This is a genomic window from Paraconexibacter algicola, from assembly GCF_003044185.1.
GTDB classification, from domain to species: domain Bacteria; phylum Actinomycetota; class Thermoleophilia; order Solirubrobacterales; family Solirubrobacteraceae; genus Paraconexibacter; species Paraconexibacter algicola.
In genome coordinates this window covers 443,504-456,740 of the sequence record NZ_PYYB01000001.1, presented here as the reverse complement: position 1 = coordinate 456,740, position 13,237 = coordinate 443,504, and the positions used below count along the sequence as shown (strand labels likewise).

Below are 13,237 nucleotides of genomic sequence, written 5' to 3'. Positions count from 1 at the left end.
CCCGGGCACGCGCGCCCGTTCGTCACGGCCGGTCGGGGGCTGGGTCCCCGGCCGGCCGGGCGCGTCAGCGGCCGGGGATCGGCTCGCCGGCCCGCGCGGCCCGCAGGCGCTCGAGCCCGGCGGGCAGCTCGCTGGTCCCGGGGCCGACCATCATCCCCGGGCCCTCGAGGGGTGTGAGGTCGAGCGCGTTGAGCGGCTCGCCGCAGCAGGTGCACCGCAGCTCCACGCCGGTGATGCCGCCGCAGGTCTCGTGCCGGACCTCGACGGTCGGCTTGCCGGGGAGGGACCAGCGGTCGCCCCAGGCCTTCATCGCGAGGAGGATCGCGCCGAGGTCGGCGCCCTTCTCGGTGAGGAAGTAGTCGTGGCGCGGCGGCTTCTCGGAGTACGCCTGCCGCTGCAGCACCCCGGCCTCGACGAGGCCGTTGAGCCGCTCGGTGAGGACCTTGCGTGAGATGCCGAGGTTGCGCTGGATCTCATCGAACCGGGTGAGCCCGAACGCGATGTCGCGCAGGATCAGCGGCGTCCACCACTCGCCGATCACCTCGAGCGTCTGGGCGATCGGGCACGTGAACTCCTCGAACGACGTTCGCTGCATCGGTCAAGTGTAGCGACTTAGTTCCTTCAAGAAACTTACGTGCTACGGTGCCGCACCATGCTTCGGAAGATCGCGGACATCACCTGGCGACGCCCCCGGCTCGTCCTCGCCGTCGTGGCTCTGTTCGCCGTCGGCGCCGGGGCCTTCGGGTATGACGTCGAGCACCACCTGAAGGCCGCCGGCTTCACCGACTCGAGCTCGGAGTCCGAGCGGGCGACGTCGACGCTGCGCGACGCGCTCGGCTACGACGCCACCCCCGGGATCGTCGCGCTCGTGCGCGCACCGGGCGGCGGCGCGCTCGACACGACCGCGCCCTCGGTGCGCGCCGAGGTGGCGCGGATCGCGCAGCGGCTGCGGCGGGTCGAGCACGTCGGCCGTGTCGTGAACCCCCTGGCCGAGCCGCGGGCGGCCGGCGGTCTGGGCATCGCGCGAGATGGCCGCTCCCTCGTGGTCACCGCCTTCCTCTCCACGCAGGACGTCGAGGACGTCGGCGGCATCGCGGCGACGGACGCCAGGCGGACGGTGCGCTCGGACACGCTGGACGTCTCGTTCGCAGGCTTCGCCCCCGGGTTCGACGAGGTCAACGACCAGACCCGCAAGGACCTCACGAACGCGGAGCTGATCGCGTTCCCGGCCCTCACCGTCCTGCTGCTGCTCGTGTTCCGCGGCGTGGTCGCGGCGCTGATCCCGCTGCTGATCGGCGTCCTCTCGATTCTCGGCACGTTCCTGTTCCTGCGGATCATGTCGTCGCTCGTCGACACGTCGCTGTTCGCGCTGAACATCGGGACCGCGCTCAGCCTCGGCCTCGCGGTCGACTACGCGCTGCTGCTCGTCTCCCGCTACCGCGAGGAGGTCGAGCGACACGGCCACGGCGAGGTGGCCCACCGCGCGACCGTCGTGCACGCCGGGCGCGGCGTGATCTTCTCGGGCTTCACGGTCGCCGCCGCGATGGCTGCGCTGCTCGTGATGCCCCAGCGGTTCCTCTACTCGGTGGGCGCCGCGGGCGTCGCCGTCGGCGTGCTCAGCGCCGTCATCGCGATCCTCGTGGTGCCGTCGCTGCTCGCGCTCCTGGGTGCGCGGCTGGATGCGCTCACGCTGCGTCGCGGAGCGCCGCCGGTGTCGGCGACGTCGGGCGGCTGGTATCGGCTGGCGCGCGGCGTGATGCGCCGGCCGGTCCTGGTCGCGCTCGTGAGCGGCGGCCTGCTGCTCGCCGCGGCGGCGCCCATGGCCGGGGTGGACTTCACCGGGCCGAGCGCCAAGGCGGTCCCGCCCGGTCAGCCGTCCTACGAGCCGGGCGAGTACCTCACCGCCAACTACCCGCGCGAGGTCACCGAGGCGATCACGGTCACGGTCCGGGGGGAGGCGACCGACGCGGACCTCGCCGGGTTCGCCGGGCGACTGCGGTCGGTCGAGGGCATCGCGCGCGCGACGCCGTTCACCCGCGCCTCGCCGGACGTCGCGTTCGCGACGCTGTCAGCGCGGGATGCCGCGCTCGATGGAGGTGCCCAGGACGCCGTGCGCGCGATCCGCGACCTCGCTCCACCGGGGGCGGCGGACGTGCTCGTCGCCGGCAACACGGCGCGGTTCATCGACCAGAAGGCGAGCCTCGTCGAGAACGCGCCCTACGTCGTCGCGATCATCGTGGTCGGGACGACGATGTTGCTGTTCCTCCTGACGGGCTCGGTGATCCTGCCGCTGAAGACCCTGCTGATGAACGCGCTCACGCTGTCGGCGACGCTCGGGATCCTGGTCCTCGCGTTCCAGCACGGATGGCTGTCGTGGGCGCTCGACTACCCCGGGCCGGACGCCGTCGAGGTCACCAGCCTCGTCTTCCTGTTCGCCGTCACGTTCGCGCTCGCGACCGACTACGCCGTCCTCGTGCTCGCGCGGATCAAGGAGCAGCACGAGCTCGGACTGACGAACGAGGAGGCCGTCGCGATCGGCATCGGGCGGACGGGACGGATCATCAGCGCGGCTGCGGTGATGATCGCCGTGGTCTTCCTCGCCTTCGCCGTGAGCCCGGTGTTCTTCATGAAGCAGATCGCGGTCGGCATGGCGGTCGGGGTGATCATCGACACGACCATCGTCCGCGCGCTCCTCGTGCCCGCGCTCATGCGGCTGTTCGGAGAACGCAACTGGTGGGCGCCCCGACCCCTGGCGGCGCTCCACCGTCGTGTGGGGATCAGTGAGGCCTAGGGCTCAGGAACGGCGCAGCGTCCGGATCGTGGTCCGGTCGCCGAAGCTGCCCCGCTCCACCGACCGCAGCACGATCGTCCGACCGCTGCCCGGCACCTTCGCGCGGACGGTCCGCGTCGCGCCGGCCCGGATCGCGTAGCGCGTCGTCGCTCCGGTCCGGCCGCCCGCCCTCGCGCTGAGGCGGCCCGCGCAGCCCCTGGGCGTGCCCTTCGGGCACGACAGCCGCAGGGTCAGGGTCCCGCGTGAGAGCTTCGGGGAGCGCGGGCCGAACCGCACGTGCCCGTACTCGCGCAGGGCCCCGCGGTCGAAGGACTCGCAGGTGTTGCGTCCCTCGTCGTACTCGTCGCGCAGATCGGCGGTCGCCGCGTCGGTCCCCGTGCCGCAGTCGATGCGGTCCCGGGTCCCGTCCCGGCCGAAGATCAGGTCGTCGCCGCCGCGGCCGTCGACGAGGTCCTCGCCCGCCTCCCCGTTGATGTCGTCCCCGAGCACGGAGCCGTACAGCTCGTCGTTGCCCGGGCCGCCCAGCAGGACGTCTGCCAGTCGGATCCGCACGTTCAGCTGCACGGCCGGGAACGTCACGACGCGCGGAGGCTGCGCAGCGGGCCCCGGGGAGGTCGGCGCCTTGGAGGGCGGCACCGTGGTGAAGCAGCACGCGGCCCGCGAGGCCATCCGCGGGTTGGCGGCATCGGGGTCGAACAGCCGGTGGGCCTCGGGGTCGCCGAAGATCTTGTCCGGCCCGTCACGCCCCTCGAGGCGGTCGATGCCGCTGGTGCCGACGAGCGTGTCGCCGTTGGCCGAACCGATCGCCACCGCGAAGCTCGAGATCGTGTCCTGCGCGTTGACCTGCCTGGGGGCGTTGCGCTTCAGCGTCGGGCGGGTGCCGTCGAGAAAGACGATCGCGCTGTGCACGCCACGGCTGTAGTCGATCGTGTCGGTGCCGTCGCCGCCCTCGTAGCGGTCGTTGCCGCCACCGCCGAACACGTAGTCGTTCCCCGGGCCGGCGATCACCGAGTCGTTCCCGCCGCGCGTCTCGACGGTGTCGTTGCCGGGCCCGAGGTCGACGGCGTCGAAGCTGCTGCCGGTCCGGACGTCGTCGTCTCCCGGCCCGGCGGTGATGAACGTGTCGCCCGTCTCCACGACGTAGCCGCCACCCTCGAACACGTCGTCTCCGTCGCCGAGGTCGGCCGTCAGGACGTAGTTCGCTCCGGTGCCGATCGGCAGGACGCAGACGACGACCGACGCCGAAGCGCCGGTCTGGCAGCCCCCGCCGGGAGTGGGCGTCGTCCCCGCGTCGGTGACCCGGATCTCGAGCCCGCCGGCGCGCGCCTCGCTCTCGAAGCTGATGCGGTTGGTCTCGCCGGCGCCCGCGGTGATCCGCATGCCGGTCCCCGCGTCGTACGACACGGTCGCGGCGCCCGCCGGGGCGGTGGAGCCCAGCACCGCGAGCGGCAGGAGGACGGCGAGGCGGTGGCGTCGAGCGGGCATGGTCCCTCGGGAGCTGGTGGGTGGTGGTCGAGGACGCGTGCGCGGACCCGATCACGGGAGAAGATACGCTCGGACGATGCTCGGAGCGATCATCCTCGGCTTCGTCGCCGGCTACCTCGGCCGCGCGTTCACCCCGGGAAGCCAGGTGTCCGGGTGCCTGCCGACGACGGCGCTGGGCATCGTCGGATCCCTGGTCGGCTACTTCCTCTTCACCGAGGTGCTCGGCGTGGGGGACACGGAGACGCTCGACCTCGGCGGTCTTCCGGGTGCGGTGATCGGGACGGCGCTCGTGCTGATCGTGCTGCGCACGGCCGGACGCGACTGACCCGTCCGGCGCGCCCGGCGCCGACGCGCCGAACCATCGGCGAACAGCGGCGTTCGCCGGTCCGCTACGCTGCCGCGCCATGGCGAAGAAGTCCGTCTCCGGCAAGCAGTGCCTGATCACCGGCGCCGCGAGCGGCATCGGCCGGGCCACGGCGATCGCGACCGCCCGGCGCGGCGGGATCCTGTTCCTGACCGACGTCCAGGGCGACCGGCTCGACGAGGTCGTCGCGGAGATCCGCGCGGCCGGCGGCACCGTCGCCTTCGCGCAGGCCGCGGACATCGCCGACCACGACGCGGTCGTCGCGATGGCTGCGGCGATCCATGCGGAGCACGGCGCGATGGACGTCGTGATGAACGTCGCGGGCATCTCGATCTGGGGCAGCGTCGAGACGCTCACCCACGAGCAGTGGCGGCGTGTGATCGACATCGACCTGATGGGTCCGATCCACGTGATCGAGACGTTCGTGCCGCCGATGATCGCCGCCGACCGGGGCGGCCATCTCGTCAACGTCTCCTCGGCGGCCGGTCTGCTGGGGCTGCCCTGGCACGCCGCCTACAGCGCCGCGAAGTTCGGGCTGCGCGGCGTCTCCGAGGTCCTGCGCTTCGACCTGCGACGCCACGGCATCGGCGTGAGCCTCGTCGTGCCGGGCGGCGTCGACACGCCGCTGGTCCAGACGGTCGAGATCGCCGGGATCGACCGGGAGAACCCCGCGATCCAGAAGATGGTCGGCCGCTTCCGCCGCCACGCGCGGACGCCGGAGCAGGTCGCCGAGAGCATCCTCGTCGGGATCGAGAAGGACCGCTACCTCGTCCACACCTCGCCCGACATCCGCCTCGGGTACCTCGCCCAGCGCGTCTTCCCGCCCGGCTACGCGCTCGCGATGCGGCTGCTCAACGACCAGTTCGTGCGCATCACCCGGCAGGCCCGCCAGGGCTAGTCGGTCGGCGCCGCCGCGTAGGCCGCCAGCAGCAGCCGCAGCGCCTCGCGCAGCGCCTGCGCGTCGCCCTGCGGGCCGGCGCCCCGGACCACGCGGTGCAGCGCGAACCCGTCGACGAGCGCGACGAACGCCCGGGCGGCCTCGTCGGCGCGAGCGACGCCGGCGGCGGCGAGCGCGGCGCGGACGGGGGCCTGGAACGCGTCGAGCACCGCGATCAGGTCGGCGCGCAGCTCCGGGCGTCGCGACGCCTCGACATACGCCTCGAACTGCGCGACGAGCTCCGTCTCGGGGACCGCGAGCAGCAGCGCGACGAACGCGTCGATCGCGGCGTCCGGGGCGAGGTCGTGCTCGACCATCGCGGCGGTCGCGGCCTCGAGCCGGGTGATCGAGCGCGCCGCGAACGTCCGCAGCGCCTCCAGCAGCAGCTCGTCGATCGAGCCGAAGAAGTAGCTCGTCGTCGACAGCGGCACGCCCGCGCGCGCGGCGACGAGCCGGTGCGTGGTGGCGCCGACGCCGCGCTCCGCGACGACCTCGAGTGCCGCGGCCAGGAGCGCGTCCCGGCGCTCGAGGGTGGAGGCGCGGTGGGCGGGGCGCGGGCTCGGCATGCACCTCCAGCGTACCCGGAAGTTTGGACATCTGTCCGGACTTCCCCTATGCTGGACATATGTCCGAACTTCTGGAGGGTGGGACGGCGGGGCTCGCGGACCGGGCGGCCGCGCTCGCCGCGGGCGACGTGACGTCCCGCGAGCTCGTGCAGCGCTCGCTCGACGCGATCGACGGGGTCGGCGCGCAGCTCGGCGCGTTCCGCCGCGTCCGTCACGAGGCCGCGCTCGCCGAGGCCGACGCGGCCGACGCCGCGCTCGCCCGCGGGGAACGCGCGCCGCTGCTCGGCGTCCCGATCGCGGTGAAGGACGACACCGACGTCGCGGGGGAGACCACCCCGTTCGGCTGCGTCGGCGACTTCCCCGTCGTCGAGCAGGACGCCGAGGTCGTCCGGCGCCTGCGCGTCGCGGGCGCCGTGATCGTCGGCAAGACCACGACCCCCGAGTTCGGTCAGTGGCCGTTCACCGAGGGTCCCGGCTTCGGCGTCACCCGCAACCCCTGGAACACCGATCACACCCCCGGGGGCTCCAGCGGCGGGTCGGCCGCCGCCGTGGCCGCCGGGCTCGTGCCCGCTGCACTCGGGTCCGACGGCGCCGGCTCGGTCCGCATCCCCGCCGCGTGGACGGGTCTCGTCGGCGTGAAGCCCCAGCGCGGCCGCGTCTCCACCTGGCCCGACGCGGAGGCGTTCAACGGCCTCACGTGCAACGGGCCGCTGGCGCGGACGGTGCAGGACGCCGCCCTGCTGCTCGACGCCGCGACCGGCAACCACCCGCGCGAGCGCCACCGCCCGCCCGCGCCGGCCGAGTCGTTCGCCGCCGCGGCCGCGCGCGAGCCCGGGCGGCTGCGGATCGCGCTCTCCACCGCCGTGCCGTTCAGCGGGCCGCCCGCGCGCCTCGACCCCCGCGTGCGCGAGCAGGTGGAGCGGCTCGGCGCGGTGCTCGAGGGGCTCGGCCACGAGGTCACGCCGGCCGACCCGAGCTACGGGCTCGTCGGCCTGAGCTTCGTCCCGCGCTCGACCGCGGGCGTGCGCGAGTGGGCGGGGCGCGTGCCCGACCCGGCGCGGCTGGACCACCGCACGCGCGAGAACGCGCGCACCGGCGCGCTGCTCGGCGGTCCGCTGCTGTGGCTCGCCCGCCGCGCCGAGGCGCTGCTGCGGCTCCAGCTCGGCGCCGTGTTCCGCGCGCACGACGTGGTCCTCGCCCCGACGACCGCGCAGCCGCCCCCCGCGATCGGGGCCATCGACGGGCTCAGCAGCTGGCAGACCGACAAGCGCATGATCGCCGCGTGCCCGTACTCGTGGCCGTGGAACGTCGTCGGCTGGCCCGGGGTGAACGTCCCGGCCGGGCTCGTCGACGGGCTGCCGGTCGGCGCGACGTTGCTCGGGCCGGCGTGCAGCGAGGGCCGGCTGCTCGGTCTCGCCGCCCAGCTGCAGGAGGTCGAGCGCTGGCACGAGCGCCGGCCGCCCGTGTTCGCGGCGGTCTGAGCGACGCGCCGCGCGCGATCGGGATACCGTGGCGCCGTGGCCTCCCCGAACTTCCGCTTCGTCGCCCCGCCCGCCGCACTCGACGGGATCACGCCCGGATGGGCGATCGAGATGCTCCGCGACGGCGAGATCGCGCTCGTCGTGGACGACGGCGGCCTCGCCGCGATCGACGCGACCGCGCACGCGCTCGACCTCGTCACCGTCCAGGTGGTCCGCACGGAGGCCGACCAGGGTGCGCAGGAGCGCACCGTCATCGCGTACGCGACGCGGCTGCCGACGATCTGGTGCGCGCCGTCCTTCACCGACGGGACGAAGGAGTGGGCGCGCAAGCGCGGCCCGATGACGCTGCTCGTCGAGATCGACGGGCCGCTCCCCGAGGAGGAGCGCCGCCGCATCGAGCGGTTCGTCGCCATCCTCGGCCGGCAGAGCGAGTAGCCGCGTGACGCGGCGCCGCCTGCGGATCACGCTCGGCGTCGTCTTCCTGATCGCGTCGCTGCCGAAGTTCCTCGCCTACGGCTGGGAGCTCGACCAGTTCCGCCGCTTCGGCCTGCCCGGCCCCGACGAGGCGTGGGTCATCGCCGCCGGCGTCATCGAGCTGGCCGGTGGCGCGCTGCTCCTCGCGGACCGGTTCGTGCGCCCGGCGTGCATCGTGCTGGCGGCGACGATGGCCGTCGCGATCGCGAGCTCGGGCATCAAGGAGGGCGACGTCGTCCCGTCGCTCACCGTCGCGCCGCTGCTGCTCGCCGGGTGCGTGGTGCTCCTCGCGCGCCGTGGCCGCCCCCGCTGAGTCCGCGGCCGGGGCGTGACGGGGCGGGCAGTCCCGGCTGCGGACCGGCCCGGGCCGGCGAGTGGACCGCAGGACCTTCCCGGAAGGATCAGCGGTCCACACGAGGTCGGCGCCCGGCGCCTGTTCTCGCGTGTTCACATCCTGCCGCTACCGTCGTGTCCGTGGACGCCGACGACCAGCGCCGCCCGACGACCCGGCCCGAGGACGAGCGCATGGGACGGCGCGTCTTCCTCGGGATGATGGGGGCGGGCGCGGTCGGCCTGGTCGTCGGCGACGGGGTCCTCAGCGTCGTCGGTCGGGCGTCCCGTCCGCTCACCGACGCGCTCCCGGACGGCGTCCGGGCCGCGCTGCCCGCACCCGGCGGGGGATGGCGGATCTACACGGTGAACCCGCCGATGCCGCGGTTCGACCCGGCGACGTGGCGCCTGACGATCGACGGGCTCGTGGAGCGGCCCGTGACCCTGACGCACGCGCAGCTGCTCGCGCTGCCCCGGGTCGAGCAGACCTCGGACTTCTACTGCGTCACCGGCTGGTCGGTCCTCGGCGTGCGCTGGACCGGCGTGCGCTTCGCCGACCTGCTGGCCGCCGCCCGCCCGCTGCCGCGCGCCACGGCACTGCGCTTCGTGTCCGCCGAACGGCCCTACGTCGACATGCTCACGATGAAGCAGGCGATGGTCGACGACGCGATGCTCGCCTACGGGATGGACGGCCGCCCGATGCCGAGACCCCACGGTGCTCCTGCACGGGTGGTGATGCCGAAGATGTACGGCTACAAGGGCGTCAAGTGGGTCGAGCGGATCGAGCTCGTCGACCGCGTCGAGCCGGGGTTCTGGGAGCAGCGCGGCTATGACCGCGACCCCTGGCTCAACAGCGAGGACGCGGTGTGAGCCACGCCGCGGTCCCGCTGGTGCGGCGGTTCAGCGGCACCGAGCGGCTCCTGCACTGGACGCACACCGCGGGGTTCCTCGCGATGCTCGGGACCGGGCTCCTGCTCTACGTCCCCGCGTTCAGCGACGTCCTCGGCGGGCGGCCGACCGCGAAGGCGGCGCACCTCGGCGCGTCGATCGCGTGGCTGGTCGCGATGGCGCTGGTCGTGCTGCTCGGCGACCGCCGCGGGCTGCGCGTGACGCTGCAGGAGATCGACCGCTTCGACCAGGACGACCGCGACTGGCTGCGCCGCCGGGGCACCCCGCCGGCGCGCTTCAACGCCGGGCAGAAGCTGCACACGGTCGTGCAGGCCGGGTTCGCCGCCCTGTTCGTCGCCAGCGGGACGCTGCTGTGGCTCTCCGAGCGGGTCAACGGCCTGCGCCTGCAGGGAACGATCGTCGTGCACGACGCCGCGATGTTCGGTGCCGTCGCGCTGCTCCTCGGGCACCTCTGGCTCGCGCTCGTCTGGCCGCCGACACGGCACGCGATGCGCGGCATCGTCCGCGGGACGGTCCGCGCGTCCTGGGCCGCGCGGCACCATCCCCGCTGGCGCGCGGCGTCCGCCGAGAGCCCGCGCGCCCGCCGGACCGTGCCGCGGTCGGCGTGGCTGGCGAGCGTCCTGATCCTCGTCGTCGGCGGGACCGCGACCGCCTACGTCGTGGACGACTCGCTCGGCGACCGGGCCGGGGAGGAGGTGTCGATCGCCCCGCCCGCAGCGCCGCAGCCCGCGTCGGCCGCGGCCGCGGCGGCGCCGCCGGTCGAGGCCGAGCAGGTCGTGCCGCCGCCCGACCCCGGGGCCGATCCGCTGCAGCTGGCCGCGGAGGCGCAGCAGCTGCAGCAGGACGGTCGGCTCAACGCGGCGATCGAGCGGTACCGGATCGCGCTGCGCGGACTGCCCGGGCGCCCGGACGTCCGGGCCGCCTACGGCATCGCGCTCGTCGACGCCGGCAACGAGGACGAGGGGTTCGCCCAGCTGCGCCGCGCGACGCGACACACGCCGCGGTACGAGGACGCCCGGCTGGCTCTGGGCCTGGAGCTGCTCGAGGCCGGGCGCGCCGCGGAGGGCCGGGCCCAGCTGCGCCGCTATCTGCGGTCCGCAGCCCCCGGGCCGGGCGCGGACGTCGCGCGCGCCGCGCTCGAGCGCGACGCGCGCTGAGCGTGAGCATCCTGCACGTCTGGTTCCCGCGCGGGCCGTCGAGGAGGATGTCGCCGGGGCTCTCGAGGCTCGTCACCGGCGCAGGGGGCGTGCGCCGACGAGGCTCGCAACCCGCGTCATCGAGGGCACGCCGACGCGCGAGTGAGACGAACTGGGTGGAGCCAGGCCCATATCTGGGCCACGACCCGCCCAGTTCGCTGCAGCATGCCTCGTGGGTTCGCGCGAATCCACCCGGCGCGCGCAGCGGCGGCGAGCGCTGACGCGCGCTCGCCGCGCCCGGCCCGGCGCGCTCAGCCGCCGCTGACGCCGAAGATCGCGAGGTGCAGGAAGCCGCCGGCGAGGCCGAGGATGGCGCCGTGGGCGTAGAGCATCCACTCGTCCTCCTTGATCGCGGCGCGCATCATCTCGACGAAGTCCTCGGGGGGCAGCTCCTTCGTGCGGGCCTCGATCAGCACGCGGATCTTCTCGGACTGGCGCCGCGAGAACTCCGGGTCGGTGAACGGCTGCATCGTCTTGCCGACCGCGTCCTGGGCGACGGCCGCGCGGATCGCGTCGTACTTCGACGGGCCGAGCGCGACGCGCACCGCGCCCTTGATCGGGCCCGCGGCACCGTCGATCGCCGGGCCCATCGCGTCCGCGAGCATCTTGCGCGTCCGGTCGCCGCGCGGGCCGTTGAGGAGGAAGTCGCCGATGTTCTCGAGCGTGATGACGTCGGCGGCGATGATCCGCGCGTACACCTCGGCGGCCTCGTCCTGGCGGCGCAGGAACAGGCCGTGGATCGTGAACGGACCGATCTTCCGCGGCCGCACCGGCTCGAAGATCAGCGACATGCCGAGCAGGTTCGTGATCCAGCCGACGATCACGCCAAGGATCGGCAGCAGCCACCACTGGTGCAGCGTGTGGTCGAGGATCGCCACCGGGATGCCCAGCAGGAAGCCGAAGTAGAACCCGAAGTTGATCATCAGCTTCAGCTCGCGCTCGCCGATGTCGCGGAAGATCCGGTTGACGACGTCCGGGTGCTTCTCGAAGTGGTCGATGACCATGAGCTTCGGGTCGAGCAGCTGGTCGATGTGCACGCCGATCTCGTCGGTCACCTGCCGCACGATCGACGGCAGCTGCTGCTGCACCCGCGCGTAGACCGCCTGCTTGCCGCGCGGCGGCACGTCCGCCCACAGCTGCGGATGCTCGCGGCGCATCGTCTCGTCGACGAGCTCGGGGATCTGCGGGCTGAACATCTGGACGATGTGCTCGGCGATCTTGTCCGGCTCGAGCTGCTGGTAGAACTCGCCCGGCGTCCCGAGCTTCGCGATCGCCTTGTCGACCGCGATCGACCCCATCTTCGCGGCGCGCATGGGGATGATCCCCTGCCAGCCCAGGCCGCCCTGCGCGATGCCCGGGATCTCCTGCAGCTTGTGCGGCAGGAACTCCGCCAGCGCCCGCATCCCCAGGACCCGGCGGCCGTGGTACTGCACCGGGTTGAACAGCATCAGCACGCCGGACCAGTTGATGATCCAGCCGATCGCGCCCGTGAACACGGGGATGGAGGCGAAGGTGATCCACTCTGACGTCGACACGGTGAGCCGACCCTACACAGCTGTACACGAGCCGTACCATCTGCCGGTGCGCCGCGTCTTCATCACCGAGACACCGGACGTCGGAGCGGTCCCGGGGCGCCGGCTGGCGGTGAAGGACCTGTTCGACACCGCCGGGGTCCGCACGACCTACGGGTCCGCGATCTTCGCCGAGCACGTGCCGACCGTGACCGCCGCCGCCGTGGTCGCGGCGCAGGACGCCGGCTACGTCAGCGTCGGCAAGGCGAACCTCCACGAGTTCGCCTGGGGGATCACCTCCGACACGCCGCACTTCGGGGCCGTGCCCAACCCGCTCGCGCCCGACCGGATCGCGGGCGGCTCCAGCGGCGGCTGCGCCGCGGCGCTCGCGGCCGGGCTGGCCGACGTCGCGCTGGGCACCGACTCCGGCGGCTCGATCCGCATCCCGTCGGCGTGCTGCGGCACCACCGGCTTCAAGCCGACCCACGGCCTCGTGCCGCTCGACGGCTGCTGGCCGCTCGCGCCCAGCTGGGACCACGCCGGCCCGATGGCCCGCGACGTCGCCGGGTGCGAGGCGCTCCTCGCCGCGCTCGTGCCCGGCTACCGGCCGGTCGCGGACGTCGCGCTCGCGGACGTCCGGGCGGCCGTCGCGTGGACCGGGCACGCCGACCCGCTCGTGCGCGCGCGTGTAGAGGAGGTCGCGCGGCTGCTCGGGGCGCAGCCGCTGGAGCTGCCGTTCCCCGACGACGCGTACGACCTGTTCGCCGGCGAGGCGGCCGCCGTCCACCGCGAGCTGTTCGCCGCGCACGCCGACCGCTACAGCGAGAACGTCGCCGCGAAGGTCCGCCGGGCCCTGTCGGTCACCCCCGAGGCGATGGCGGCGGACGCGGCCCGCCGCGAGCGCTACCGGGAGCGGACCGCGGCGCTGCTGGCCCCCTACGACGTGCTGCTCACGCCGACGATGGCGATGGTCGCCCCGCCCGCCGCCGCGGGGGAGGCGCCGATCCGCGCCCGCGCGCTGTCGCTCACCTACCCGTTCAACGCCACCGGGGCGCCCGCGCTCGCGCTGCCGTGCGGGACGGCCGAGCACGGGCTGCCCGCCTCCGCGCAGCTGGTCGGCGCGCCCGGGACGGACGCGCTCGTCCTCGCGGTCGGCCGGACGGTCGAGGCCGCGCTGCGGACCGGTCGGTAGG

13 protein-coding genes are annotated in these 13,237 nt (G+C 74.1%); 9 read left to right on the top strand and 4 right to left on the bottom strand.

All coding sequences use genetic code 11. The features are described from left to right. Nucleotides 1-64 precede the first annotated feature (64 nt). Nucleotides 65-595, bottom strand: a complete 531-nt coding sequence (locus C7Y72_RS02180) for a winged helix-turn-helix transcriptional regulator (protein WP_107566985.1) — start codon at nt 593-595, stop codon at nt 65-67. 57 nt (nt 596-652) lie between these two features. Between C7Y72_RS02180 and C7Y72_RS02175 the strand changes: the two genes are divergently transcribed. Continuing rightward, the gene (locus C7Y72_RS02175; RefSeq protein WP_107566984.1) at nt 653-2,791 is read left to right on the top strand and encodes an MMPL family transporter; all 2,139 of its coding nucleotides are present in this window, start codon (nt 653-655) and stop codon (nt 2,789-2,791) included. Between the two features lie 3 nt (nt 2,792-2,794). On the opposite strand, the gene C7Y72_RS02170 is transcribed toward C7Y72_RS02175, so the two are convergent. Beyond that, nucleotides 2,795-4,276 carry a calcium-binding protein gene (locus C7Y72_RS02170; RefSeq protein ID WP_107566983.1) on the bottom strand — a complete coding sequence of 494 codons (1,482 nt, stop codon included), beginning with the start codon at nt 4,274-4,276 and terminating at the stop codon, nt 2,795-2,797. A 76-nt stretch (nt 4,277-4,352) separates the two neighbouring features. Between C7Y72_RS02170 and C7Y72_RS02165 the strand changes: the two genes are divergently transcribed. Beyond that, nucleotides 4,353-4,601, top strand: a complete 249-nt coding sequence (locus C7Y72_RS02165; RefSeq protein WP_107566982.1) for a GlsB/YeaQ/YmgE family stress response membrane protein — start codon at nt 4,353-4,355, stop codon at nt 4,599-4,601. Nucleotides 4,602-4,680: 79 nt separating this feature from the next. After that, nucleotides 4,681-5,538 (top strand): SDR family oxidoreductase, encoded by an 858-nt coding sequence (locus tag C7Y72_RS02160; RefSeq protein ID WP_107566981.1) that lies wholly within the window; start codon nt 4,681-4,683, stop codon nt 5,536-5,538. On the opposite strand, the gene C7Y72_RS02155 is transcribed toward C7Y72_RS02160, so the two are convergent. Continuing rightward, complete coding sequence (locus C7Y72_RS02155; RefSeq protein ID WP_107566980.1) at nt 5,535-6,143, bottom strand: TetR/AcrR family transcriptional regulator; 609 nt, start codon at nt 6,141-6,143, stop codon at nt 5,535-5,537. The two genes, C7Y72_RS02160 and C7Y72_RS02155, sit on opposite strands and share 4 nt — an antisense overlap. 59 nt (nt 6,144-6,202) lie before the next feature. Here C7Y72_RS02155 and C7Y72_RS02150 point away from each other — a divergent pair, with 59 nt between their 5' ends. From C7Y72_RS02150 to C7Y72_RS02130, 5 genes are all read left to right on the top strand, one after another. Then, entirely contained in the window at nt 6,203-7,624 is a 1,422-nt protein-coding gene (locus C7Y72_RS02150; protein ID WP_107566979.1) for an amidase, read from the top strand. A 36-nt stretch (nt 7,625-7,660) separates the two neighbouring features. Beyond that, a complete protein-coding gene (locus C7Y72_RS02145; RefSeq protein WP_107566978.1) occupies nt 7,661-8,059 on the top strand; it encodes a hypothetical protein in 399 nt (132 codons plus the stop codon). A 4-nt stretch (nt 8,060-8,063) separates the two neighbouring features. After that, nucleotides 8,064-8,411 carry a DoxX family protein gene (locus tag C7Y72_RS02140; protein WP_107566977.1) on the top strand — a complete coding sequence of 116 codons (348 nt, stop codon included), beginning with the start codon at nt 8,064-8,066 and terminating at the stop codon, nt 8,409-8,411. Nucleotides 8,412-8,572: 161 nt separating this feature from the next. Continuing rightward, nucleotides 8,573-9,298: a molybdopterin-dependent oxidoreductase gene (locus C7Y72_RS02135; RefSeq protein WP_107566976.1), complete on the top strand. Its 726-nt coding sequence runs from the start codon at nt 8,573-8,575 to the stop codon at nt 9,296-9,298. Then, nucleotides 9,295-10,494, top strand: a complete 1,200-nt coding sequence (locus tag C7Y72_RS02130; RefSeq protein ID WP_107566975.1) for a cytochrome b/b6 domain-containing protein — start codon at nt 9,295-9,297, stop codon at nt 10,492-10,494. The genes C7Y72_RS02135 and C7Y72_RS02130 overlap by 4 nt, the downstream gene beginning before the upstream one ends. Before the next feature lie 290 nt (nt 10,495-10,784). Here the strand turns inward: C7Y72_RS02130 and C7Y72_RS02125 are convergent, their stop codons facing one another. Further along, nucleotides 10,785-12,068: a DUF445 domain-containing protein gene (locus tag C7Y72_RS02125; RefSeq protein WP_199223829.1), complete on the bottom strand. Its 1,284-nt coding sequence runs from the start codon at nt 12,066-12,068 to the stop codon at nt 10,785-10,787. A 46-nt stretch (nt 12,069-12,114) separates the two neighbouring features. On the opposite strand from C7Y72_RS02125, the gene C7Y72_RS02120 reads away from it, so the two are divergent. Then, the gene (locus C7Y72_RS02120) at nt 12,115-13,236 is read left to right on the top strand and encodes an amidase (RefSeq protein ID WP_158276579.1); all 1,122 of its coding nucleotides are present in this window, start codon (nt 12,115-12,117) and stop codon (nt 13,234-13,236) included. Nucleotide 13,237: the final 1 nt, after the last annotated feature.

Bases quoted from the DNA above. Each gene is read 5' to 3' on its own strand.
- C7Y72_RS02155 (WP_107566980.1), bottom strand. From the start codon at position 6,143: ATGCCGAGCCCGCGCCCCGCCCACCGCGCCTCCACCCTCGAGCGCCGG.
- C7Y72_RS02170 (WP_107566983.1), bottom strand. From the start codon at position 4,276: ATGCCCGCTCGACGCCACCGCCTCGCCGTCCTCCTGCCGCTCGCGGTG.
- C7Y72_RS02160 (WP_107566981.1), top strand. From the start codon at position 4,681: ATGGCGAAGAAGTCCGTCTCCGGCAAGCAGTGCCTGATCACCGGCGCC.
- C7Y72_RS02175 (WP_107566984.1), top strand. From the start codon at position 653: ATGCTTCGGAAGATCGCGGACATCACCTGGCGACGCCCCCGGCTCGTC.
- C7Y72_RS02180 (WP_107566985.1), bottom strand. From the start codon at position 595: ATGCAGCGAACGTCGTTCGAGGAGTTCACGTGCCCGATCGCCCAGACG.
- C7Y72_RS02150 (WP_107566979.1), top strand. From the start codon at position 6,203: ATGTCCGAACTTCTGGAGGGTGGGACGGCGGGGCTCGCGGACCGGGCG.
- C7Y72_RS02165 (WP_107566982.1), top strand. From the start codon at position 4,353: ATGCTCGGAGCGATCATCCTCGGCTTCGTCGCCGGCTACCTCGGCCGC.